This is a genomic window from Pseudomonas sp. YL2, from assembly GCF_023063025.1.
GTDB lineage: Bacteria > Pseudomonadota > Gammaproteobacteria > Pseudomonadales > Pseudomonadaceae > Aquipseudomonas > Aquipseudomonas putida_A.
Genome location: NZ_JAJSLU010000001.1, coordinates 25,207 through 49,385, shown reverse-complemented (window position 1 = coordinate 49,385; position 24,179 = coordinate 25,207). Strand labels below are relative to the sequence as shown.

Annotated in this window: 17 protein-coding genes; 6 read left to right on the top strand and 11 right to left on the bottom strand. The window is 59.4% G+C overall.

Going from position 1 to position 24,179, the window contains the following annotated elements:
* Nucleotides 1-50 precede the first annotated feature (50 nt).
* The 4 genes from astD to LVD08_RS00200 form a co-directional block, all read right to left on the bottom strand.
* Nucleotides 51-1,520 (bottom strand): succinylglutamate-semialdehyde dehydrogenase, encoded by a 1,470-nt coding sequence (gene astD / locus LVD08_RS00215; RefSeq protein ID WP_247267355.1) that lies wholly within the window; start codon nucleotides 1,518-1,520, stop codon nucleotides 51-53.
* Complete coding sequence (gene astA, locus LVD08_RS00210) at nucleotides 1,517-2,542, bottom strand: arginine N-succinyltransferase (protein ID WP_027612638.1); 1,026 nt, start codon at nucleotides 2,540-2,542, stop codon at nucleotides 1,517-1,519. Before astA ends, astD begins: the two co-directional genes overlap by 4 nt.
* A gap of 51 nt (nucleotides 2,543-2,593) precedes the next feature.
* Nucleotides 2,594-3,613, bottom strand: a complete 1,020-nt coding sequence (gene aruF / locus LVD08_RS00205) for an arginine/ornithine succinyltransferase subunit alpha (RefSeq protein ID WP_025112905.1) — start codon at nucleotides 3,611-3,613, stop codon at nucleotides 2,594-2,596.
* 201 nt (nucleotides 3,614-3,814) lie between these two features.
* Nucleotides 3,815-5,035, bottom strand: a complete 1,221-nt coding sequence (locus LVD08_RS00200) for an aspartate aminotransferase family protein (protein ID WP_247267109.1) — start codon at nucleotides 5,033-5,035, stop codon at nucleotides 3,815-3,817.
* Nucleotides 5,036-5,345: 310 nt separating this feature from the next.
* On the opposite strand from LVD08_RS00200, the gene LVD08_RS00195 reads away from it, so the two are divergent.
* A complete protein-coding gene (locus tag LVD08_RS00195) occupies nucleotides 5,346-10,391 on the top strand; it encodes a leucine-rich repeat domain-containing protein (RefSeq protein WP_247267108.1) in 5,046 nt (1,681 codons plus the stop codon).
* A 26-nt stretch (nucleotides 10,392-10,417) separates the two neighbouring features.
* Here LVD08_RS00195 and LVD08_RS00190 read toward each other — a convergent pair whose 3' ends face one another.
* The 7 genes from LVD08_RS00190 to acs form a co-directional block, all read right to left on the bottom strand.
* Nucleotides 10,418-11,410, bottom strand: coding sequence for a GlxA family transcriptional regulator (locus LVD08_RS00190; RefSeq protein ID WP_247267107.1), 993 nt, complete (start codon nucleotides 11,408-11,410; stop codon nucleotides 10,418-10,420).
* A 232-nt stretch (nucleotides 11,411-11,642) separates the two neighbouring features.
* Complete coding sequence (locus LVD08_RS00185; RefSeq protein ID WP_003227281.1) at nucleotides 11,643-12,407, bottom strand: ABC transporter ATP-binding protein; 765 nt, start codon at nucleotides 12,405-12,407, stop codon at nucleotides 11,643-11,645.
* A gap of 27 nt (nucleotides 12,408-12,434) precedes the next feature.
* Entirely contained in the window at nucleotides 12,435-13,547 is a 1,113-nt protein-coding gene (locus LVD08_RS00180; protein WP_247267106.1) for a M14 family metallopeptidase, read from the bottom strand.
* A 1-nt stretch (nucleotide 13,548) separates the two neighbouring features.
* Nucleotides 13,549-14,247 carry an ABC transporter permease gene (locus tag LVD08_RS00175; protein ID WP_097085837.1) on the bottom strand — a complete coding sequence of 233 codons (699 nt, stop codon included), beginning with the start codon at nucleotides 14,245-14,247 and terminating at the stop codon, nucleotides 13,549-13,551.
* A complete protein-coding gene (locus LVD08_RS00170; protein ID WP_003227287.1) occupies nucleotides 14,244-14,933 on the bottom strand; it encodes an ABC transporter permease in 690 nt (229 codons plus the stop codon). Before LVD08_RS00170 ends, LVD08_RS00175 begins: the two co-directional genes overlap by 4 nt.
* Before the next feature lie 91 nt (nucleotides 14,934-15,024).
* Nucleotides 15,025-15,798, bottom strand: coding sequence for an ABC transporter substrate-binding protein (locus LVD08_RS00165; protein ID WP_027612633.1), 774 nt, complete (start codon nucleotides 15,796-15,798; stop codon nucleotides 15,025-15,027).
* A 942-nt stretch (nucleotides 15,799-16,740) separates the two neighbouring features.
* Entirely contained in the window at nucleotides 16,741-18,696 is a 1,956-nt protein-coding gene (gene acs / locus LVD08_RS00160) for an acetate--CoA ligase (protein ID WP_027612632.1), read from the bottom strand.
* A gap of 475 nt (nucleotides 18,697-19,171) precedes the next feature.
* Between acs and LVD08_RS00155 the strand changes: the two genes are divergently transcribed.
* The 5 genes from LVD08_RS00155 (at nucleotide 19,172) to LVD08_RS00135 (ending at nucleotide 24,177) form a co-directional block, all read left to right on the top strand.
* Nucleotides 19,172-19,432, top strand: coding sequence for a DUF2790 domain-containing protein (locus LVD08_RS00155; protein ID WP_247267105.1), 261 nt, complete (start codon nucleotides 19,172-19,174; stop codon nucleotides 19,430-19,432).
* 553 nt (nucleotides 19,433-19,985) lie between these two features.
* Nucleotides 19,986-21,236 (top strand): ribonucleotide-diphosphate reductase subunit beta, encoded by a 1,251-nt coding sequence (locus LVD08_RS00150; RefSeq protein WP_027612630.1) that lies wholly within the window; start codon nucleotides 19,986-19,988, stop codon nucleotides 21,234-21,236.
* A 346-nt stretch (nucleotides 21,237-21,582) separates the two neighbouring features.
* The gene (locus tag LVD08_RS00145; RefSeq protein ID WP_247267104.1) at nucleotides 21,583-22,116 is read left to right on the top strand and encodes a BRO-N domain-containing protein; all 534 of its coding nucleotides are present in this window, start codon (nucleotides 21,583-21,585) and stop codon (nucleotides 22,114-22,116) included.
* 113 nt (nucleotides 22,117-22,229) lie between these two features.
* Nucleotides 22,230-22,943 carry an HNH endonuclease gene (locus LVD08_RS00140; protein ID WP_115989079.1) on the top strand — a complete coding sequence of 238 codons (714 nt, stop codon included), beginning with the start codon at nucleotides 22,230-22,232 and terminating at the stop codon, nucleotides 22,941-22,943.
* Nucleotides 22,944-23,193: 250 nt separating this feature from the next.
* A complete protein-coding gene (locus tag LVD08_RS00135; RefSeq protein WP_247267103.1) occupies nucleotides 23,194-24,177 on the top strand; it encodes a hypothetical protein in 984 nt (327 codons plus the stop codon).
* Nucleotides 24,178-24,179 lie beyond the last annotated feature (2 nt).

Genomic DNA, 24,179 nt, shown 5'->3' with positions numbered 1-24,179 from the left:
TGCTGTGTTCGACACAAGTCTTGTAGGAGTGAGCCTGCTCGCGATGGCCGTTACGCCATTTTCACGCCAGGCGTCAGGGCCGCAGGCAACACCAGACTTGGGGTTTCCAGCGACGCCACCGGGTACGCGCAGTAATCCGCCGCGTAGTAAGCACTGGCGCGATGGTTACCCGAAGCCCCGACGCCGCCGAACGGCGCGCTGCTCGCGGCACCGGTCAGCTGTTTGTTCCAGTTGACGATACCGGCGCGGCTTTCCAGCCAGAACTGCTGATAACGATCTTCGGAATCCGACAGCAAACCAGCCGCCAGGCCATAAGCGGTGTCGTTGGCCTCAGCGATCGCCGCAGCGAAATCGGCGTAGCGAATCACTTGCAGCAACGGGCCGAACAGTTCTTCGTCCGGACGCTCGGCCACGGCGGTCACATCCAGAATGCCCGGGGTCAGCAAGGCAGACTGCGCTTGCGGCTGAGTCATCGCCAGCAACGACACCGCGCCATTGGCCAGCAGGTGTTGCTGGGCATCCATCAGCGCTTTCGCCGCGCCAAGGGAAATCACCGAGCCCATGAATGGCGCCGGCTGTTGATCGAACGCACCGACTTCAATCGTTGCGCTGACTTCCACCAGACGCTTGAGCAGGCTGTCGCCCCATGCGCCTTGCGGCACCAGCAACCGGCGCGCACACGTGCAGCGCTGACCGGCGGAGATGAACGCCGACTGAATGATCGTGTACACCGCCGCGTCCAGATCACCCACCTGATCAACCACCAGCGGGTTGTTGCCGCCCATTTCCAAAGCAAGAATCTTGTCCGGACGCCCGGCGAACTGCTGATGCAGGTGATTGCCGGTGCGGCTCGAACCGGTGAAGAACAAGCCATCGATGCCCGGGTTCGCCGCCAGGGCGATACCGGTTTCGCGAGCGCCTTGCAACAGGTTCAACACGCCGGCCGGCAGACCGGCTTCGATCCAGCACTTGACCGTCAGCTCGGCGACTTTCGGCGTCAGCTCGCTTGGCTTGAACAGCACGCTGTTACCGGCCAGCAGCGCCGGCACGATGTGCCCGTTCGGCAAATGGCCGGGGAAGTTGTAAGGGCCGAATACCGCCACCACACCATGTGGCTTGTGGCGCAGCACGGCGGTGGCGTCGCCCAGCGGGCCGCTCTTCTCGCCGGTACGTTCGCGGTAGCTCTGCACCGAGATCGCGATCTTGTTGACCATGCTGGTAACTTCGGTCGCGGCTTCCCACAACGGTTTGCCGGTTTCCTCACCGATGGTGCGGGCCAGTTCGTCACTGTGGTTTTTCAGGGCGGCGGCGAAGGCCTCGAGCACGCTGATGCGCTCGTCCAGCGAACGCCGCGCCCAACCCGGAAAGGCCTGACGCGCAGCCTGCACGGCCGACTCGACCTGAGCGGCAGTCGCGCCCTCCCCCGACCACAGCACTTGCTGGGTCACCGGGTTCAGCGACTGAAAGGCTTCGCCCTGACCGGCCAGCCATTCACCTGCGATGTATAGCGAATTCATTATTTCGACTCCCGAGCAGCAGACAACGCCACGGCGCGCACTTGATCGCCGGCGTTGAGTTGAAGACGTTTGGCGGTCAGCGGATCGACCACCAGCGTGCCGGCAGCCAGGCGGGCCGGCGCAGCGGTGATGCGGCAGTCTTCGCGCTTGCGGTTATGGATGATGAACGGCGTGGCGTCATCGCCCGGTGTACCGATTGCCAGCACCAGTGCTTCGCTGTCGCGGACTGCGCGGATCTTGCTGGTTTCGCACTCGATGGCCGGGCCGGCGTCGAAGATATCGACGTAGCCCTGATAGCTGAAACCTTCGCTCTTGAGCATCGCCAGCGCCGGTTCGGTGTCCGGGTGCACCTGACCGATGACGTTGCGCGCATCCGGCGACAGGAAGCAGGTGTACAGCGGGAATTTCGGCATCAGTTCGGCGATGAACGCCTTGTTGCCAACGCCGGTCAGGTAATCGGCCTGACTGAATTCCATCTTGAAGAAGTGCCGACCGAGGCTTTCCCAGAACGGCGATCGACCGGCCTCATCGGAGACGCCGCGCATCTCAGCGATGATCTTGTTGCCGAACAGTTCCGGGAACTCGGCGATGAACAGCATGCGCGCCTTAGACAGCATTCGGCCGTTCAGGCCGGTGCGGTAATCGGCGTGCAGGAACAGCGAGCACAGCTCGGAGTTGCCAGTCAGGTCGTTGGCGAGGAACAGCGTCGGAATCTCGCGATAGATGTTCAGCTCTTGCGAGGCGCTGACGGTCAGGCCGACGCGGAAGTTGTACCACGGCTCACGCAGACCGACCGCGCCGGCGATGGCGGAAATCCCCACCACGCGACCGTTGTCGTCTTCGAGCACGAACAGGTAGTCCGCATCGCCACGGCCGGCTTCGCCGCGAAAGGTCTTCTCGGCCCAGCCGACCCGATGGGTCAGGCGCTCTTCGTTGGCCGGCAACGTGGTCAGGCCGGTGCCGGTGCTGCGGGCCAGGTCGATCAGCGCGGATAAATCGCTGCTGCGTACGGGACGAACAATCATGCTATCTCCTCAAACGGGCCGCCTTCGCCACCCGTGAAACTCGCTAAGGCGTTAAACCGCCACCAGGCGCACGCTGGCACCTTCACCGACGCCCAGGGCTTCGGCTGCTTCCAGATCCAGGGTCACCGGTTTTCCCGGCGCGTAATCGAGTTCCAGCAACACCGCGCGGTAATCCTGCAACTGCGCGTTGGCCACCAGATACTGGCGCCCGGCGCCTTTGACCGGCTCGCCGATCTTCACCGGCACCACACGGCTCTGAGCGATCGAACGGATCCCCGAAACACGTGCATGCAGGGTCGGGCCACCGTCGAAAATGTCGATGTAGTGATCGGTCTCGAAGCCTTCGCGCATCAGGATGTCGAAAGTGATCTGCGCACGCGGGTGCACCTGGCCCATCGCTTCTTGAGCGGAATCCGGCAGCAGCGGCACGTAGATCGGGTAATGCGGCATCAGTTCGGCGAGGAACGTGCGGCTCTTCAGGCCACACAGGCGTTCGGCCTCGGCGTAGTTGAGGTCGAAGAAGTTGCGCCCGATCGCGTCCCAGAATGGCGAATCGCCGTTCTCGTCGCTGTAACCGACGATCTCGGTCACCACCGAATCGGCGAAACGCTCCGGGTGGCTGGCGACGAACAGCAGGCGACCACGGGAATTGAGCTCGGCCCACGGCGAACCCACCAGCTCGCGCTGCACGTAGAAACTGGTCAGCAAGCTGTTGCCGGTCAGGTCGTGGCATTGCGAAAGCACGTGGATCTTGTTGTGGATCTTCAGTTCGCGGGAGGCGTGGACGAAGGTCTCGTTGCGGAAGCTGTAGAACGGCTCGGAGTAACCGGCCGAGGCAACGATGGCCGAGCAGCCGACCAGTTTGCCGGTGGCGGTGTCTTCGAGGACGAAAAAGTAGCTCTCCTCCCCGTTGAAACTCACTTCGGCGGCGAACGAGGCTTCGCTCGCGGCGATCTTGTCGCTCAGACGTTCCACGTCATCCGGCAAGGAAGTGACACCAATCGGACTGTCCGCAGCCAGACGCTGTACCTCGCCCAGATCAGCCATTTGCGCAGGGCGCATCACCAGCATGGTGTCACTCCTTTCTCTTATAAATTTACAGAAGAAAAAACACCGGACCTTGTAGGAGTGAGCCTGCTCGCGATTGCGGTATGTCAGTCGACTCATTGGTTTCTGACAGACCGCAATCGCGAGCAGGCTCACTCCTACAGTGGATCGGGTTCGGCATAAAATTTTGATCGACGCCCGAATCCTCGGGCGCCGAAGGGTCAATCAGGCTTGCGTCAGTGTTGCCGCGGCGCGTTCGAAGCGGTCCAGACCGGCATCGATATCGGCGTCTTCCACCACCAGGCTCGGGGCGAAACGGATCACGTCCGGGCCGGCCTGCAGAATCATCAGGCCTTCTTTTTCAGCGGCGTTGAAGATGTCCTTGGCCTTGCCTTTCCAGGCGTCGCTCAGCACACAACCGATCAACAGACCGAGGCCACGCACCTGAGTGAACAGGCCGTACTTCTCGCCGATCTGCTGCAGACGGGTCTTGAATTTGTCGTGCTTGGCGTTGACGCCGCTCAGCACCTCAGGGGTGTTGATCACGTCGATCACCGCTTCGGCAACCGCGCACGCCAGCGGGTTGCCGCCGTAGGTGGTGCCGTGGGTGCCGACGACCAGATGTTTGGCCAGCGCTTCAGTGGTCAGCATCGCGGCGATCGGGAAACCACCGCCCAGGCTCTTGGCGCTGGTCAGGATGTCCGGGGTCACGCCGTAATGCTGATAGGCGAACAGGTGGCCGGTACGGCCCATGCCGGTCTGCACTTCGTCGAACACCAGCAGCGCGTTGTTCGCGTCGCACAGTTCACGGGCACCTTGCAGGTAAGCCAGTTCGGCCGGCAGTACACCGCCCTCGCCCTGGATAGGTTCGAGCACGACCGCACAGGTCTTGTCGGACACCGCCGCTTTCAGCGCGGCCAGATCGTTGTAAGGAACGTGGGTGATGCCGGTGATTTTCGGACCGAAACCGTCGGAGTACTTCGACTGGCCACCGACGTTAACGGTGAACAGGGTACGACCGTGGAAGCTGTTGAGCGCGGCGATGATCTCGTACTTCTCGCTGCCGAAACGGTCGAACGCCACGCGACGGGCCAGCTTGAACGCGGCCTCGTTGGCTTCGGCGCCCGAGTTGCAGAAGAACACGCGCTCGGCGAACGTGGCGTCGATCAGCTTGTGCGCCAGGCGCAGGGCCGGCTCATTGGTGAACACGTTAGACACGTGCCACAGCTTGTTCGCTTGCTCGGTCAAGGCACCGACCAGCGCCGGATGCGCGTGGCCCAATACGTTTACGGCAATCCCGCCGGCGAAGTCGATCAGCTCGCGACCGCTCTGGTCCCAGACGCGGGAACCGGCGCCACGCACCGGAATGAAAGCGGCAGGCGCGTAGTTGGGAACCATTACCTGGTCGAAATCGGCGCGTTGTACCGCAGCGTGCTCAACGGACATCGGAGTCTCCTGAAGAGGAACACCCGCCTGAAACTGGCGAGCGATGGGGGGATTGTAAGGACAGTTTTCAGCCCGGCCTTGCCGCCAAGCGACAACTTCTTATAGCGCAAACCCCGGATTTTCCCGGGTTTACGGCAATGCGACATATAGCGTCGCAAAGGCGCAGTTTAAACTGCACGCCGCCATTTGCGCAGACGTACCGGGGATCTTAATCAAGAGAGTTTTGTGGCGTGCGGTATATATGTACCGCACATCGAATCAACGGCCGGTGTTTGCTAGGGACCTTTCTCCAGGCAAACGGCCTCACCCCATGATTCAAGAAACCACACCCGCCCTCGCGACACTGCCCGACCCACTGCTGCTACCCCGGCAGGACGCACACTATCAACCGCTGCTCCAGGCCATCCCGACATGGCTGATGCAGGCTGCGGCACACAAGCGCACGGCATTGAAACGGGCCAGTCCGCTACTGCCCGCCAACCTCAAACAGGCATCACTCACCGAGCATGCAAAACTGCGCGCGCTTAATGCCTCGCACTGGACCGCACACAACCGCGTCGAACGAAGCCTTGCCCGGTTGCAGGACGCCAAAGCGTTCGCCGAACCGCTGCTACGCGCCGAGATAGAAAACCGTTTTGGCCTCAAACTGGATGTCAGGCAGACCTTCCTGCGCCTGTACCTGCCCGACCATGTTCCGTGGCTGCGCCTCAAATCCGGTGCCGCGCGCACCTGGACCGTCTCGTTGCTGGACGCCGCGCTACACAATTTTGAAAGCAGCGAGACCAGCGCTGACGCCTTTGAGTCCGCCTCGGGTTATGTCAGTCAGCCCTCACCTGACGGCCAGTTCAGCGTGCTGCCGAACATCCCCAAGGCGATGCCGATCCCTGCCTTCACCCGCCTGTGTCGCGAGCTGGATATCGGCCGCCGCTACAACACTTATCTGCAAGACAATCTGGGCATCAGCAATCCGCTGGTCGCAGCCGTGCTGCAACCGCAGGTTTGCACGAGTGACAAAGCCGCACTGGTCGCCGCCCTGCAAATGGCCTACATGCAAAAGCTGCTGGGGGCCGATGTCCATCGCCTGATCCTCGGGCTGCTCGATGGCTTGCAGCATTTGCGCCTCAATCGTCAGGCGTGGCATTGCCATGTGCTGACGATGATGAAAGTCCGCCTGACCGGCATCGTACTGTTCGCGCCGAATCTTGAAGCTGCAAACGCAGCAGCGCGAGTCGTGGTTTACATTCCCGATGACCCGCAACACCCGGTCAAGGAATACGCCAGTTCCGCTGCCTTCGCTGAGGAGCTGGCGCGACGCTTGCGCGATCCGGACTATCAAGTCTTCTTCAGCCGTTTTATCGACCACGCCGAGCGCGGCGCTTTCTTCGGTCAGTTGCGGGCCTTGCTCAGCCCCGTCACCTGGCAACCCGTACCGGCCGGCGATCCACGCCCCAGCTGGCGCGAGCATCCGGCCGTGCGGCCTTTTATGCAGATCGTCGCGACCCCGATCCGGGGTGAGCTGTGGGTTTACCTCTACCAGCGCAAGCTCGACAAGATGCTCAACGATGCCCGCGTCATCGCCGTCTCGACGGCCATGGTCGATCGCAAGGCGCGCTGGGCACTCTGGGATTCCTTCACGGACATCGCACAGTCGTTGCTCAACCTCGTCGCGTTCGTCGCCTTGCCATTCGTGCCATTTCTCGGCGAGCTGATGCTTGCCTACACGGCCTACCAACTGCTCGACGAGACGTTCGAAAGCATCGTCGACTGGGCCGAAGGACAGTCCGGCGAAGCGTTCGCGCATTTGATCGGCGTCGTGGAGTCCATGGTGCAGGTCGGCACTTTCGCCGCCGGCGGCGCTATCGCCGTCAGCGAGTTTCGCGCGCTGTTGCCTGCCAATGTCGTCCAGTTCATCGACCGCTTCATTCCGGTGAAAACGGCCAATGGCAAGACCCGCTACTGGAAACCCGACCTGCGCCCTTACGAGTGGCCCGGCACGCTGCCCAAAGACATCCGAACCGATGCACTGGGCTTGCACACCCACCTGGGCAAGAGCCTGCTGGCCCTGGAAGACAAGTTGTATGCCGTCAGCCTTGACCCCGAAACGGGCGCCCATCGCATCGACCATCCGACGCGCCCCGAGGCTTACAAACCCGCACTCAGGCACAACACCGCAGGCGCCTGGCAAACCGAAATTGACCAGCCACTGGCTTGGGATCGCGCCACCGTGCTCAGCCGCAGCAGTGCGCAGATGCAGCGCCTTCCCGCCGCTCTGCGGGAGCGCCTGCTGAATATCAGTGGCTGCGAGGAAAACACCCTGCGCCAGATGCACGTCGAGCGCGATCAATTGCCACCCTTACTCAGTGACACGCTGCAGCGCTGGCAGATAGATCAGGACATTCAATTGTTCATCGAGCAGATTGGCAGCTCGAATGCCGAGGATTACCTCAAGGCCGACCCGGCCACCCAACTGCAACTGCTTTTCGACAACGGCGACTGGCCTGCCGACCGAGGCCTGCAACTGATCGACCGTCAAGGCAGAACCCTGTGGCGCAGCCCCGTCGCCGATATGCCCTTCATACAAATCGAGGGCTCACGACTGGACGATGGCGACCTGCTCAAGACCTGTCTGCAACGCCTGACAGAATCGCAACGAAGGCGGCTATTGAGCGAAGCCCTGCATACGCCCGCACCCTCGGCCGAGGCCCGCGCAACTAGCCTGCGGCGCAGCGTCGCCGAGCTGGCAAAGCGCAAACGCCAAAGCCTGTTCGAGGATCAATATCGTCAGTTACAGCGCGGCGCCAGCCCGCTGGTACAGGTACTGATGGATGCCGAACCCGGCCTGCCGAAGGCGTTGGCGCAATCGATACTGGAAACGGCAAGTGATGCTGAATACCTGCAATTACAGCGTGGAACACTCTCCGCAAGACTGGTGGTTCTGACCCAGGAAACGGTTCTGCAAGTGCGCGCAACCCGAGCCTTTGAAGGGCTGGAGCTGCAAGCGACAGTCAATAATCTGGATACGGATCGGCTGGCCCTCCATTCGCTGCCACGCTTGCCGGGCTGGTCGCCGTCGATACGAATGGAGCTCAGGCACTACAGCCATAGCGGGCAACTGATCGACAGCCTCGGCGCGCAGGACGCGCTCATTCGCAAGGTGCTGGTACTGACCGAACAGGGCGACTATCAGCCGTTCGACGCTAGCGGTGAGTCACTCAGCGCGCCGGGTTCACTGTATTCAAGCCTGCTGCATGCCCTGCCCGATGCAGAACGTTCGGCGCTGAACATCCACATCACGCAAGACCTGCAGCTCAAGCAGTTGATTCGTGACCACGCGCTCGACCGTCAAGCGTTGCTGAACCTGCTATCGCAAAATCCGATTCGCAAACCCGCTTACGACCCCACCGTGATGCGCCTGCGTGGCGGTACCAGTGGCTATCGGCGCATGCCTACCAATACGCCGACGCTGCACGCCCATGCCCACTGGCTCCTGCCGCACTTGCTGCCCGAGGAACTCAATGCATTCGTCGAGCGCCTGCAACGCCATCCGAACGGCCCGCGAGCGGAGCTGAGCCGCTTGATCACTGAACGCAACCGCCTCGACGCGGTGCTGAGTCCGTGGACTGAGGGTATTCCCCTCGTTCATCCGCAGTCCGGCGCCCGCCTCACCACCGAGCAATATGCGATCCAGCGTCATCGCCGACGGCAGATGCGGGTCGACATCCTGGACTGCTGGAAGCAGCAGGTTTCCTTGCCGGAGAACACCGAGCAGACCATCGATCTGCGCCTGTCACAGTCAATCATCGGAGAGCTGCCACAACTTGAGGTGAACTTCAGTCACGTGGACTACCTGACCATCGAGGGGGTCGGCAGCACACAGGGTATACACGGTTTTCTGAACTGCTTCTCCGGCTTGCGTCGTCTGGCGCTGCGCAATTTCCAGCTGGGCAACCTGCCGGAGTCGATCAGCCAGTCGCCACAACTGCGCGAGCTGATTCTCAGCGACTGCAACATCACCCTGACAGCCGAGAGCCACACAACACTGGCAGCCTTGACTCAGCTGAGAACCCTGGACCTGTTCAGGAACCCGCTAGGACTCACCCCCAATGTCGAAAAAATGCCCCGACTCAATTACATCGATGTGTCGGAGACCGGCATATCCGAACTGCCACCCGGCCTGCTCACGCGCCCGCTATTGCGCACCGCGTTGCTCAACGACAACCAGATTCGGTCGTTGTCTCCCGCCCTTTTCGAGCTGCCCAACAACGTTCCGGAAGGCTTCGATCTGAGCGGCAATCCGATTGCCAGCGCAGACCGGGAGCGCATCAAACGCCACTTCAACGACACCCGCCAGGACTTCGGCGTAATGGCCGAACAGGCTGATCTGCTGCGCGTACAGGCGCTGTACGCACACATGGATCTGGAACAGGCCAGTGAATTTTTCTATCTGCTACCCGGCACCCTGGTCGAGGGTCGAATCGAACTTGCACGGCTTGAGCGTGAATACAGCGACTTGAGTAGCAACCTCGCCAACTGGGCGACCGACCATCCTGCCTTGCACCCGATCAGTGGCGAACCCTTCACGATTGAGCAAGTGCTGAACGAGCACGCCGCACGTCACGAATTCAAATCGCTCATTGAGCAGTGCTGGCGCCGGGAAACCGAGCAAGACGAACCGGATCAGAACCTCCAGCCACTGCATGACTTGAACCTGGCGACGATCATCCGCGGCGATTTGCCCGTACTCAATGCCGATTTCAGCCATGTCACGCATCTGTACCTCAGAAGCCTGCCGGGTCAGACGTTTGGAATCGACAGGTTTGTCGAGACGTTCGCCAGCCTCAGAGGACTGACGATTTATCAATATCGGCTTGAACACATTCCGCCGGCGGTGTTTCGCATGGCCAAGCTGACCTATTTGTCGCTTTCACACTGCGAGTTGACGCTCACGCCGCAAAACGCCCTTGAGCTTGCGCAAATGGAGCGCCTCGATCACCTGGACTTGAGTGACAACCCGTTGGGCGAGACGCCGGATGTCAGCCAGATGACTAATCTGCAAACGCTGATGCTGGACAACAGCGGCATCACCAGCCTGCCACCGGGCATGCTGCAACTCGAACACCTGGAAATCGCCGACCTGAGCGACAACGCAATCACCCAGGTTCCCAGCGATATCCTGGAGTTGCCAGAAGAGCGTGCGGAAAAATTCAGCCTGCGGAGCAATCCGCTCTCTGAGCTGAGCCTGCAACGGCTGATCGCCTACTTCAGAAAGCACCGCATCGATTTTGGCGTGGAAGCCGTCATCGAACGGGCGGAAATGGAGGTATCCACGTCTGAAGATTCGGGGGTCGATGAGTGACGCTCAGCGGGTTCTGCCGGGGTGCGTCAACCGCGCTCCGGCGGCACTGACGACAGTTCGAACGGACTGCTGCTGCGCCGCTGGTTGCGATCTTCGCGCGGCGTGGCGCCGAAGAAGTTGCGGTAGGCGCTGGAGAAATGCGGCCCGGAGGAGAAACCGCAGGACAGGCCGATCTGGATGATCGACTTGCTGGTTTGCATCAACATCTGCCGGGCCTTGTTCAGGCGCAATTCCAGGTAGTACTGGCTCGGCACGCGGTTGAGGTATTGCTTGAAGATCCGCTCCAGTTGTCGACGGGACACGCACACGTGCTGGGCGATTTCGTCGGTGGTCAGCGGCTCTTCGATGTTGGCTTCCATCAGCAGCACCGCTTGGGTGAGCTTCGGATGGCTGGAACCGAGGCGGTTCTGCAGTGGAATGCGCTGGCGTTCACCGCCCTCGCGGATGCGCTCGACCACCAGTTCTTCGGACACCGCACCGGCCAGTTCTGCCCCATGATCACGGGCCAGCACCGCCAGCAGCAGGTCGAGTACCGACATGCCGCCACACGCGGTCAGGCGATCACGATCCCAGTCGAACAGGTGACTGGTGGCGATGACTTTCGGGAAACGCTCGGCGAAATCGTCCTGCCAGCGCCAATGCACGGCCGCACGATAACCGTCGAGCAGACCGAGCTGCGCCAACGGATAGACACCGGCCGACAGACCACCGATCACGCATCCGGCACGCACCAGTTGCTTGAGCGTGCTGCTGAGGGCCGGGGCCAGGGTGGTCGGTGGCTCGTCGGCGAGCAAAAAGAGTTTCTGGAAGTTTTCCAGCTTGCCGGTCCAGGCTTCGCCGGGCAGTTGCCAGGCACCTTCCGTCGCCGCTTCAGGATTGGTTTCGGCCTGGAGGAACGACAATTCGTAAACCACCTCCGGATGCACCTGCTGCGCAACACGCAAGGCCTCCTCCGCCAGCGCCAGCGTCAGAGCTTTAGTGCTGGGCCAAATCAGGAAACCAATTCGATGGGCAGTCATGGGCGGGCAATCCGAAACGAAGAACGGTGATGAAGGCATGGGCCAATGCTAGCCCGTAATCGAAGCTGTCGCAGGTCCATTGTGGGAGCGGGCTTGCTCGCGAAGGCGGTGGTTCAGGCAGCAATGATGTTGACTGATCGACCGCTTTCGCGAGCAAGCCCGCTCCCACAGAGGGACCGAGCCAGCCTTCAGGTCGCGAAGCATGACCTAATCTGGTGCATAACGGCAGCGATTACTTGAGGCTACCTGAGAGGAATTGTTGCAAGCGCTCGGATTGCGGATTGACCAGCACTTCGCGCGGGTTGCCGCTCTCTTCCACGACCCCTTTGTGCAGGAACACCAACTGGTTCGACACTTCACGGGCGAAGCCCATTTCGTGCGTCACCACGACCATGGTGCGGCCTTCCTGAGCGAGGGCCTGCATGACTTTCAGTACGTCGCCGACCAGTTCCGGGTCGAGCGCCGAAGTCGGTTCGTCGAACAGCATCACTTCCGGCTCCATCGCCAGCGCACGGGCAATTGCCACACGCTGCTGCTCGCCACCGGACATGTGCCCCGGGAACGCGTCTTTACGATGGGCCACACCGACCTTGTTCAGGTAGTGCTCGGCCTTCTCGCGCGCTTCAGCCTTGGACACGCCCAGCACGTGGACCGGCGCTTCCATGATGTTTTCCAGCGCAGTCATGTGCGACCACAGGTTGAAATGCTGGAACACCATCGACAGGCGCGAACGCATGCGCTGCAGCTGTTTCGGATCAGCGGCTTTCAGCGCGCCGTCCTTGTTCGCTACCAGTTTCAACTCTTCGTTGTTGAGCAGGATCTTGCCCGCGTGCGGCTGCTCAAGCAGGTTGATGCAGCGCAGGAAAGTACTTTTGCCGGAGCCACTGGAGCCGATGATGCTGATCACATCGCCGGCTGCCGCCTTCAGGGACACGCCCTTGAGCACTTCGTGACTGCCATAGCGTTTATGCAGGTCTTGGACTTCAAGTTTGTACATGCGGTCGGTTCTCACAAAAACAGTCAGTCAGTCGTTGAGCAAGCGCCCGTGACGCAGCGCTTCGCGCCCCGCCACCTTGGCCAGCCAGAAACCGGGTTGGGCATAGCGCAGCCGTTCAATGGCAAACAGCACCCCGGACGTACCAGCACACACCGTGCTGACCCGATCGGACACAGGGTCGATCACTTCGAAAATCTCATCCCCGGCGTCAACCCACTCGCCGGGTTTACGCAGAAAACTCACCACACCGGGGTGCGGCGCCAACAGTAATTCAGTGCCTTCGAACGGCATGCCTTCGCACGGCTCGCTGGCCGGCTTCGGCCACTCGCCCGTGATCAGGCCTTGCTCAGCGAGGAACGCCAGAATGCCTTCGGCCCAGGCCTGCGCATCAGCGCGGTCGGTATTGGCCTGACCGCCCAGCTCGACGGTGGTCGCCAGGCACGCCAGTGGAATCTGCGCGTCCGGGAACTGCCGCGACAGACGCAACCATGGCAACGAGCACGCTTCATCGAAGGAACTGCCGCCGGAATCTTCCGCCAGCAAACCGACCTTCACATTCAGATGTGCGGCCAGCGAACGCCACTGCGGCCAGTGCTGCGGCAGCGCATACATGTGCAGCGCGGCTTCAGCGTCGCAATGCAAGTCGAGCACCACGTCGGCAGTGCAGGCGTGGCTGAGCAAAACGCGCTGCATGCCTTGCAACTGGCTGCTCGCCTCGGGCAATGCCGCCAGATGATCAGCCATGGCCTGACGGATCAGGCGAATGTTGGCGTGCGGATCGTCACCGAGACGCTCGGCCAGCTTCTCCGCAACCGGTGCGCTCAGCTCGACGAAATCGCGGTTGAAATTCTTGCCGCTGCCCGCCTCGAAACGCCCCTGATGATTGCCTTGCAGCAATTGGCCGAGGCCCAGCGGGTTGGCGACCGGTACCAACTCGATCACACCGTTGAGCAGGCCTTGGGCTTCGAGTTCGCCGAGGCGTTTTTTCAGCTCCCAGGCGGTGCGCATGCCCGGCAGTTCGTCGGCGTGCAGGCTGGCCTGGATGTAAGCCTTGCGCTCGCCGCTCCCAAACCGGAACACCGAAATCTTGCGCTCGCTGCCCAGATGGCTCCACGGCAATACGTGGTCGATGCGTTCCATATCAGTGCTTCCGTGGGGCCAGATAGCTCAGCCAGCGACGCTCGGCCAGCTTGAACAGGCGCACCAGAATGAAGGTCAGGCACAGGTAGAACACGCCGGCGGTGATGTACGCCTCGAACGGCAGGTAGTACTGCGCGTTAACGGTACGGGCCGCGCCGGTGATGTCGATCAGGGTCACGATGGACGCCAGACTAGTGGTCTGCAGCATCATGATCACTTCGTTGCTGTACTGCGGCAGCGCCCGGCGCAGGGCCGACGGCAACAGGATGCGCTTGTACAGCTTGAAGCGCGACATGCCCATGGCCTTGGCGGCTTCGATCTCGCCGTTCGGCGTAGCCTTGAGGCTGCCGGCGATGATTTCCGCGGTGTAGGCGCTGGTATTGATCGCGAACGCCAGGCACGCACAGAACGTCGCGCTGGACAGCCACGGCCACAAGAAGCTTTCACGTACCGCTTCGAATTGCGCCAGACCGTAGTAGATCAAAAACAGCTGCACCAGCATCGGCGTGCCGCGGATCACGTAGGTGTAGAGCCACGCGGCGCCGTTAACGATCGGGTTCTTCGAGACGCGCATCAGGCCCAGCGGCAGTGCCGCCAACAGACCGAACAACAGCGACAGCGCGAGCAGTTTGAGGGTGGTCAGCAGGCCGCCGAGGTACAGCGGCATGGCCTCCCAAATGACGTTGTAGTCGAAGATCATAGATCAGCCGCCCTTACGCCTACCGAGTAGCGCTTCTCAAGGTGACGCAGCGCCAGCAACGAGACGCTGGTGATCACCAGGTACATCGCCGCCACTGCGAGGAAGAAGGTGAAAGGCTCGCGGGTGGCGTCTGCCGCCTGCTTGGCCTTGAACATCATGTCTTGCAGACCGACTACCGAAATCAGCGCGGTGGCCTTGGTCAGCACCAGCCAGTTGTTGGTGAAGCCGGGAATCGCCAGGCGAATCATCTGCGGCACCATCACCCGGAAGAACACCTGAAAACTGCTCATGCCGTACGCCATGCCCGCTTCGGCCTGGCCCTTGGGGATCGCCATGAACGCACCACGGAAGGTTTCCGACAGGTAGGCGCCGAAGATGAAACCGAGGGTGCCGATACCGGCGGCCAGCGGGTTCAGGTCGATGTAGTCGTCATAGCCGAGCATCGGCGCGACGCGGTTGAGCAAGTCCTGACCGCCGTAGAAAATCAGCAGGATCAGCACCAGGTCGGGTATCCCGCGGATCACCGTGGAATACAGATCGCCCAGCCACGCCAGCCAGCGAATCGGCGACAGGCGCAACGCGACCCCGATCAGCCCGAGAACGATGGCCAGGGCCATGGACGACAAGGCGAGCTGAAGCGTCAGCCATGCGCCATCGAGGATGACAGCCCCGTAGCCTTTCAACATGATTCAGGTCCTCGAAAGTTGGGATGAAAAAATGGCGCAAACCGCAGAGATCCTGTTGCTTGCGCCATTTCTGACTTGTCGCAGAGACGTGTTACTTGCCGTAGATATCGAAGGCGAAGTACTTGTCCTGGATGGCTTTGTATTTACCGTTTTCACGGATGGCCGCGATGGCAGCGTTGATCTTGTCTTTCAGCGCGTCACCCTTGCGCACAGCAATGCCTACGCCGTCGCCGAAGTATTTGACGTCGGTGAACTGCGGGCCAACGAAGGCGAAGCCTTTGCCGGAATCAGTGTTCAGGAAGCCGTCCTGCAGCAGGGTGGCATCAGCCACGGTACCGTCGAGGCGACCAGCAGCCACGTCGAGGTAGATTTCGTTCTGCGAGCCGTATGGCTTGATCTCGGCACCCAGCGGGGCCAGGACTTCGCGAGCGAAACGCTCGTGGATCGAACCACGTTGCACGCCGATGTTCTTGCCCTTGAGCTCAGACAGGTTGTCGCTGACAACGGTGCCTTGCTTCATGACCAGACGGGCCGGGGTGTTGTAGTACTTGTTGGTGAAGTCCACGGACTTCTTGCGGTCTTCAGTGATCGACATCGACGACAGGATCGCGTCGATCTTGCGCACTTTGAGTGCCGGGATCAGACCGTCGAACTCTTGCTCGACCCACTGGCACTTGACCTTCATTTCTTCACACAGGGCATTGCCGATGTCGTAGTCGAAACCAACGATGCTGCCATCCGGCGCTTTGGAAGCGAACGGAGGGTAAGCCGCTTCGATACCGATCTTCAGAGGTTTTTCATCAGCGAAGGAATTCAGCGACAGCACGGACAGTGCCAGGGCGCCAAGCAGCACAAGTTTCTTCATCTTGGGACTCCATCGGTAAAGGGCAAAAACGGCAGAGTGAGCGACAGCCCAATATGCGAATGGGTGAATCGGGAAAGCGGTGCAGCATCGGTGGGAAATTTCCCGGTGAAACCTCCAGGGGTTTCAACGTCAGCCACGATGAGCGAGTGATCGGCATTCTAACGACAGGCCCGAAGCCGATATTTCTTCAATGCGACAACTAATTACAGATGCACAGAGAAACCCGCTTGAGCGCATTGACAGCCTTGCAAATTCATGCAAGAGCGAAAGACAGTGAACCGATCTATGCTGCAAATTGCGGGCCTATTATTCGCAAACCCTTCTAATCCGGCAAGCGCAGCGTTGTGTCTTATTTTTCACTGGGGGTTTTAAGGCTCTAAAACGGGGCATTGCGTTTCCCTTCGCCCCGCGGCGGGGCGGGCGGTTACACATTTAGTTACTCGGGTAGGCATGGGTAACAGCGGGAAATGGCTTGCACAGGAAATCGATAATTATTGGTTGGGTGGGTTTGGGTTTCTGACAGGGGATTACTGCGGCGTCTGACAGATTGCCTTCGCGAGCAAGCCCGCTCCCACAGGTTGATCGCATTCTGTCTGAAATAATGCAGGCCCACTGTGGGAGCGGGCTTGCTCGCGAAGAGGCCAGCAAAACCACCACAAACCCACCAGACAAAATAGCTCCGGCTGGACTGCATTCTTCCAGACAGACCACACATCAACCTGTGGGAGCGGGCTTGCTCGCGAAGAGGCCAGCAAAACCACCACAACCCCACCAGACAAAATAGCCCCGGCGGGACTGCATTCTTCCAGACAGAACACACTTCAACCTGTGGGAGCGGGCTTGCTCGCGAAGGGGCCAGCCCTGCCACCCCAAAAACCTCCAGACACAAAAAAGCCCCACCCGGCAAACACCGGACAGGGCTTTTCAATGCATCAGACAGGCTTACGCCACATTCATCGTCTTGTGCGTATCAATCAAATGCTGCACCACACCCGGATCCGCCAGGGTCGAGATATCCCCCAACCCATCGTACTCAGCCGTAGCAATCTTGCGCAGAATCCGCCGCATGATCTTGCCCGAACGGGTCTTCGGCAGCCCCGGCGCCCACTGGATCACGTCCGGCGAAGCGATCGGGCCGATCTCTTTGCGCACCCAGTTCTTTAGCTCCAGACGCAGTTGCTCGCTCGGCTCTTCGCCATTCTTCAAGGTGACGTAGACATAAATGCCCTGCCCCTTGATGTCGTGCGGCACACCGACCACCGCCGCTTCGGCGACTTTCGGGTGGGCGACCATCGCGCTTTCGATCTCGGCGGTGCCCATGCGGTGGCCGGAGACGTTGAGCACGTCGTCGACACGCCCGGTGATCCAGTAATAACCATCGGCATCACGCCGCGCACCGTCACCGGTGAAGTACATGCCACGGAAAGTCTTGAAGTAGGTGTCGACGAAGCGGTCATGATCGCCATACAGCGTACGCGCCTGCCCCGGCCACGAGTCGAGAATCACCAGATTGCCCTCGGCCTCGCCCTCGATGATGTTGCCGAGGTTGTCGACCAGTGCCGGTACCACGCCGAAGAAAGGACGTGCCGCCGAACCCGGCTTCAGTGCATGCGCCCCCGGCAGCGGGCTCATCATGTTGCCGCCGGTTTCGGTCTGCCACCAGGTATCAACGATCGGGCAACGGGACTTGCCGACATTCTTGTAGTACCAGTCCCAGGCTTCCGGGTTGATCGGCTCGCCGACCGAACCGAGCAGACGCAGGCTGCTGCCATCCGCGCCCTCAACAGCAGCGGTACCCGAAGCCATCATTGCGCGGATCGCGGTCGGTGCGGTGTAGAGGATGTTGACCTTGTGCTTGTCGACGATCTTCGCCACCCGGGTGATGTCCGGGTAGTTCGGCACGCCTTCGAACAGCAGCGTGGTCGCGCCATTGGCCAGCGGGCCGTAGACGATGTAGCTGTGGCCGGTGACCCAGCCGACGTCGGCGGTGCACCAGTAGATTTCGCCCGGACGGTAGTCGAACACACGCTCGTGGGTCATCGCCGCGTACAGCAGATAACCGCCGGTGGTGTGCTGCACGCCCTTCGGCTTGCCGGTCGAGCCGGAGGTATAAAGGATGAACAGCGCTTCTTCGGCGCCCATCTCTTTTGGCGCGCAGACGGTGCCCGCCACTTTCATCAGGTCTTCGTACCAGATGTCGCGATGCTGGTTCCACTTGATGTCGCCACCGGTGCGCTTGCACACGATGACCTTCTGGATGCTGCTGGTTTCCGGGTTGGTCAGCGCGTCGTCGACGTTGGCCTTCAGCGAGATCTTCTTGCCGGCACGGATGCCTTCGTCAGCGGTGATCACCACTTTCGAGCGGCAGTCGATGATCCGACCCGCCAGCGCTTCCGGCGAGAAACCACCGAACACAACCGAATGAATCGCGCCGATGCGGGTACAGGCCAGCATGGCGACCACGGCTTCGGGGATCATCGGCATATAGATAGTCACCACGTCGCCGCGATGCACGTCCTGACCACGCAGGGCGTTGGCCAGTTTGCAGACTTGTTCGTGGAGTTCGCGATAAGTGATGTTGCGGCTTTCGGAAGGATCGTCGCCTTCCCAGATTATTGCGATCTGATCGCCGCGCTCGGCCAGATGACGGTCGAGGCAGTTGTAGGAAACGTTCAGAGTGCCGTCGGCGAACCATTTGATGTCGACATGGTGATCGTCGAAGGAAGTCTGCTTCACCGTGGTGAAAGGCTTGATCCAGTCGAGGCGCTTGGCTTGCTCGCGCCAGAAACCGTCAGGGTTGACGACCGACTGCTGGTACATGGCTTTGTAGGTCGCCTCGTCAGTCAGCGTATTGGCCAGAACCTCGGGACGAACGGGATACAGAGAAGCCGCACTCATCTTTCTTACCTCGGTGGAATAGTTGTTTTTGTATGACCCCGTTGTAGCCGGGCCGGGCCCATAGAACCATTCGACGATGGTAGTAACAAGCCCCTACAAAACATGGCGATACCCAGACAGCAAGCCCGACGCACTACCCCCAAACACCCCAAACCCCTTGTAGGAGCTTGCCTGCAAGCGATCCAGACAACTCGGTTCCCCAGACAAATTGCATCGCCAGAAAACGCTCTTCCCCACCCTAACGACCGATTGTTACCAAAACCGCCAAAAGTGTTTATCAAAACCCCACCTGTTTACCCCCACCCCACCTCCCTAAAATCCACTCCGCCGACAAGGCAAACGCGATTAACAACGTTACAGCCCCCACGAAGGCCGTTAATCCAGCTCTCAAGTAATAACTGCAAATGATGAAGTTCCACACGCAACCCTAGAAAGGTTGCGTGACCCCACTCGACCTCAAAAAGGTAAATCTGAAATGAAAGCTTTATTGGTTCTGGCCCTCAGCAGTCTGTGCGCAACCGCCATGGCAGACGAGGTCCCGACTGATGTCGCACAGCAACAACCGGTGATCGAGGAATACACTTACTCCACTCACCTGGACATCGCCAAAGTTGTATCGATGAGCGAAGTGCCGAATATCTGCGAAGTGGTACCGGCCAAAATGGAGTACGACGACTCCAAGGGTCAGCGCCACATCCTGCGTTACAGCGTCATGGGTAACGGCTGCACCAATTGATGATCGAGACTGCACCGAATCGGACCGCTCAGCGCCTCATTTGAGGGTCGATTCCAGCCCGGCTTCGGTCGGGCTCAGTTGTGTCTGGAGTCGTCAAAAATGCTTGCAAAACACTAGATGTAGTAAAAAACCGGTTTTTTTGTTCGTTTTTTGAGCAAATCCACAATCGCGAGATTTTTACGAAAAAAAATCTATCCCCGGCAAAGCCCTGTAAACCCGCACTCTCATCGAAAAACCAGCCTCCTCGACCGCTCCATGCGCGGATTCGCCTCAGCACAGCCGTGTTTTTTTCCCTATAATGCCGCCCTAATCGGGTCAGCAATATTCCCTTACAGGGAGCAAAAGCCATTCTGAAGCCCCGCAGCAGCGTCAACGCTGATCTGCGCCCGTCAGAGGCTCTCGGAAACCCGTACAAAATTTTGTTTTATTGCCTGCCTTGGCTGCCGCAAAAAACGATTCCTTAAGATCCAACGCGGTCTGTACGACCGTGTGAAAAACCAACCAATCAGGTTTCACACGGGGCGACAGGCCCTCACGCAGGAGACGACACGTCATGCTGAGCTGGGACGAATTCGACAAAGAAGACAGTGAAGTAGCAGCAGTGAAAGGCGCCAACGCCGGCCACGCTACTGAAGCCAACATGGACCGCCTCGACAGCGCCGGCGGTGCCGCAGCGCTGGAAGCCCGCGCCGTGACCGCCGACGACTCGGCCGCCGTGGCCCGCGCCAAGGCCGCACTGGATTCCCTCGACGTCGCCGAAGGCCTCGCCGAACTCGAAGGCGCCTCCGCCCGTGTCGCCGTTGACGAAAAGCGCATGATCAACTGCCGCGCCGACCTCAACCAACTCGTACCCTTCAAGTACGACTGGGCCTGGCAGAAGTACCTGGACGGCTGCGCAAACCACTGGATGCCGCAAGAAGTCAACATGACCGCCGACATCGCCCTCTGGAAAAACCCGGAAGGCCTGACCGACGACGAGCGCCGCATCGTGATGCGCAACCTCGGCTTCTTCTCCACCGCCGACTCCCTGGTTGCCAACAACCTGGTCCTGGCCGTGTACCGCCTGATCACCAACCCGGAATGCCGCCAGTACATCCTGCGCCAGGCGTTCGAAGAGGCGATCCACACCCACGCCTACCAGTACTGCATCGAATCGCTGGCCATGGATGAAGGCGAGATCTTCAACATGTACCACGAGATCCCATCGGTCGCCAAAAAAGCAGCCTGGGGCCTGAAATACACCCGTTCGATCTCCGATCCGAAGTTCGAAACCGGCACCCCGGACACCGACAAAGAACTGCTGCGCAACCTGATCGCCTACTACTGCGTGCTGGAAGGCATCTTCTTCTACTGCGGCTTTACCCAGATCCTCTCCATGGGCCGCCGCAACAAAATGACCGGCGTCGCCGAGCAGTTCCAATACATCCTGCGCGACGAATCCATGCACCTGAACTTCGGCATCGACGTGATCAACCAGATCAAAATCGAAAACCCACACCTGTGGGATGCCGAAATGAAAGAAGAAGCGACCCAGATGATCCTGCAGGGTACGCAACTGGAAATCGAATACGCCCGCGACACCATGCCTCGCGGCGTACTGGGCATGAACGCGGCGATGATGGAGGACTACCTGAAGTTCATCGCTAACCGTCGTTTGTCGCAGATCGGTTTGAAAGAAGAGTACCCAGGGACCACTAACCCGTTCCCTTGGATGAGCGAGATTATGGACTTGAAGAAAGAGAAGAATTTCTTTGAGACTCGCGTGATCGAATACCAAACTGGTGGTGCGTTGAGCTGGGACTAATGGTCTCGCTCGCCACGATTTGACGATTGCTGCTTGAGTCGCCAAGTCGAGAAAGCAAAAGCCCCGATCTGATCGGGGCTTTTTTATGGACGATTGGTAATCGTTTTTTACGCCTACGTCACAGCGCTCAATCTCCTACAGCACTTACAGCCGCGTCCCATTGAAGGCCGCTACAAGCACTACTAAGCTCTATCGCAGGTGCCTAAGAAACGCCCAACGTAGAAAGCTTGGTCAGTGACACAGACGTGTGATTCTTCGGTGACAACTGCTCTGCTCGTTGGGATTTCTTAAGTCCGTTCTACGTTGGGGTCAGGCCCTCCCAAAATCTAACGTAGAGGTCATAGATATGTCTGATCCGCTCCCGGTAATAGTGTTCTCTCGCCACAACCTTTCTCTCCATGCCCTTCTATTAGAAAACCAGCCTTGGTTCTCCGCTCGCGATGTCGGCCGCTTGATGGGTTTCCATCTGAATGATCGGGTGGTCAACAAGCTAGATAGCGATCAGCGACGCGTCATGTGGATTGAGTACTTTCGAGAACCAGAACAGCATCTGATGCTCAGTGAGTCCGGGGTGTACGCGCTGTTGGTCTATCACTACGTTCCGGGTAATCGGTTGTTGCGGGAATGGCTGACCAATGAGGTGGTGCCGACATTGCGCGATGCTGCGGATTCAGGAGATTCGAATCGGCCAATGTTGAGCTTGTTGGATTGGCCGGAGATGTCTTTGAGTTTGCTGCATTGGCAGGATGAGGGCTGGATTCGGCTTCGGGATATGCCTCACCTGTTGAACGATCAAAATCCACGACGAGCTTCTTTAGAAAAACCCTGGTGGCGAAGGGTTACGCAGGTGTTTCAGTCCTCGAAGCACTCGATGGGCTAGGGATGGATTTGTAGGATCTCGCAGGATTCGTCGCTTTTTTCTGTAGGATTTTTCGTAGACAGATGTGATGGCCACTCAGTATCGTCCGAGGGTTTTCACCCCTCGGCGACTGTATGGCTATGGAAAAAAGTAATAGCGACTGGAGTGAAGTAGAGATTCAGGCGGCGGTCGACGCCTACCTACGGATGTGGTCGTGTGAACAGAAAGAACAGGCATACAACAAGGCACACGAGAATCGCGTACTTCGCGAGGGCGTACTGGCTGACCGAACCAAGAGCTCTATCGAATTTCGGATGCAGAACATTTCTTCCGTCATGGTCGAGTTGGGCCGTGAACCTATCAAGGGTTACAAACCTGCCAAGAATGTCGGCGCTAATGTCGCGCGTAGTATTCGTACAGCGCTCGATGTTTCCAGCGTTGTTACTCCTGAGGACTCTGATCCCACGGCGGACGAAGAAAAGCTAGAACAGCGTGCGGCCAAATTTGAGCGGCAACCATTCCTGTACGTCCCAAAAGGGATAAAAAATCCTGTTTGGACCGAGTCCACCAGGAAGACTTACTTTCGCGATCCTGAACTGAGGGGCTGGGTTCGTCAGCAGGCCAATGGAAAGTGCGAAGGCTGTGGCGAAGAAGCGCCATTTAAAAAGAATGGGAAACCGTTTCTGGAAGCGCATCACGTTAAACATATGTCGCAAGAGGGTTCTGACCTTCCTTCGAATGTTGTGGCGTTGTGTCCCAACTGTCACCAACGTTGCCACCATTCGGACGACAGAGAGGCTTTCACTGCTTGGCTGTATGACAACGTTGGAAGACTCGAAAAGGAATAATCGCGGTTTTCTGACTAACCGTATTGGCTGATCTTGGGGCTGCTTCGCAGCCCAGCGGGAGCAAGCTCCCTCGCCACAGGGGTGATGTGCTGCCTGCAGTGGCGGGGTGAGGGTTGAAATCTGGTTGATGCCTGGAATCGCCAGCAGGCTGGCTCCCACAGGTTTTGCATCATCCTGAAAACAATCAGTGCAACCCGCCGCGCCTCCCGCTATTAATACCCCTCCCCCACTCAAGGATCCGAGCCCTGCCATGAAATTCGATCTCGCCTACTGCCTCAGTCTCGACGACAAGTTGTCGATCTATGACGTTCGCGATCTCAATTTCGATGAGACGGTGGCGTTCGATTCTGCGAAGGAACACTTCCAGTGCCCCAACGATGCCTGTCGTTCGGCGTTCGAGGCTTCCAACGAGTTGGGCACGTTTAACGCGAAGAACGTGAATTACGTGCGCACGCCGCACTTCAAGAACTTGCCCGGTACGCAGCATGTAGCGGGTTGTCCGTATGTGAGTTTGAAGGCGTCGGCGTCGGGGGTTGAGACGGCGGAGGGTGAGGTGGATGACGGGCGGGAGGAGCATTTTCCGTCGGAGTTGTTGCTGACGCGGCGTGAGTATGGGCACAAGCCAGCTGCGCCGGCGGGCGCGGCGGATGTGTTGCGGGATGATCCGGTGCGGGTGGCGCAGGTAAGTTCCAGGGAGTCGCCGGGGCGTGAGACGGCGCCGGACAAGACCAGTGTGTTTGCGCATCCGGTGGAGTGTTTTGTGTCGAACTTCGCCGACAAGGAATTGCTCAAGCGCATGCCGTTGAAGATCGGTGAGCACACGGCGCCTTATGGCTCGTTCTTCAAAAAGATTGAGTATCTGACGGACAACAAGGGGCTGATTTACTGGGGCAAGATCAAAGAGATCAAGGATTACACCCAGAGTTTTCGCATCGATTTCGAGCAGAAGGTCTGGTTCAAGCAGGCGGATGAGGCGAAGAAGAAGCCGTATTCGGTGAACGTGTACTTGAGCAAGAAGTTGATCGACAACTACCGCAAGCGCAAGGCGTTTCTGGAAGAGATCAAGCATGCGATCGACAGCGATAAGGAGTTGTTCTGTTTCTTCTATGGCGTGACGCCGGAGTTGAAGCAGGTGCCGAGCAAGAAGAACCCCGAACAGACGTTCGGGGTGTTCAGTGCCAACATCGAGAATCTGGATCACTTCATTGTGCGGGAGGCGCCGGGGTTGGCGTGACG

Bases quoted from the DNA above. Each gene is read 5' to 3' on its own strand.
- astA (WP_027612638.1), bottom strand. From the start codon at position 2,542: ATGATTGTTCGTCCCGTACGCAGCAGCGATTTATCCGCGCTGATCGAC.
- aruF (WP_025112905.1), bottom strand. From the start codon at position 3,613: ATGCTGGTGATGCGCCCTGCGCAAATGGCTGATCTGGGCGAGGTACAG.
- LVD08_RS00200 (WP_247267109.1), bottom strand. From the start codon at position 5,035: ATGTCCGTTGAGCACGCTGCGGTACAACGCGCCGATTTCGACCAGGTA.
- LVD08_RS00195 (WP_247267108.1), top strand. From the start codon at position 5,346: ATGATTCAAGAAACCACACCCGCCCTCGCGACACTGCCCGACCCACTG.
- LVD08_RS00190 (WP_247267107.1), bottom strand. From the start codon at position 11,410: ATGACTGCCCATCGAATTGGTTTCCTGATTTGGCCCAGCACTAAAGCT.
- LVD08_RS00185 (WP_003227281.1), bottom strand. From the start codon at position 12,407: ATGTACAAACTTGAAGTCCAAGACCTGCATAAACGCTATGGCAGTCAC.
- LVD08_RS00180 (WP_247267106.1), bottom strand. From the start codon at position 13,547: ATGGAACGCATCGACCACGTATTGCCGTGGAGCCATCTGGGCAGCGAG.
- LVD08_RS00175 (WP_097085837.1), bottom strand. From the start codon at position 14,247: ATGATCTTCGACTACAACGTCATTTGGGAGGCCATGCCGCTGTACCTC.
- LVD08_RS00170 (WP_003227287.1), bottom strand. From the start codon at position 14,933: ATGTTGAAAGGCTACGGGGCTGTCATCCTCGATGGCGCATGGCTGACG.
- LVD08_RS00165 (WP_027612633.1), bottom strand. From the start codon at position 15,798: ATGAAGAAACTTGTGCTGCTTGGCGCCCTGGCACTGTCCGTGCTGTCG.
- acs (WP_027612632.1), bottom strand. From the start codon at position 18,696: ATGAGTGCGGCTTCTCTGTATCCCGTTCGTCCCGAGGTTCTGGCCAAT.
- LVD08_RS00155 (WP_247267105.1), top strand. From the start codon at position 19,172: ATGAAAGCTTTATTGGTTCTGGCCCTCAGCAGTCTGTGCGCAACCGCC.
- LVD08_RS00150 (WP_027612630.1), top strand. From the start codon at position 19,986: ATGCTGAGCTGGGACGAATTCGACAAAGAAGACAGTGAAGTAGCAGCA.
- LVD08_RS00145 (WP_247267104.1), top strand. From the start codon at position 21,583: ATGTCTGATCCGCTCCCGGTAATAGTGTTCTCTCGCCACAACCTTTCT.
- LVD08_RS00140 (WP_115989079.1), top strand. From the start codon at position 22,230: ATGGCTATGGAAAAAAGTAATAGCGACTGGAGTGAAGTAGAGATTCAG.
- LVD08_RS00135 (WP_247267103.1), top strand. From the start codon at position 23,194: ATGAAATTCGATCTCGCCTACTGCCTCAGTCTCGACGACAAGTTGTCG.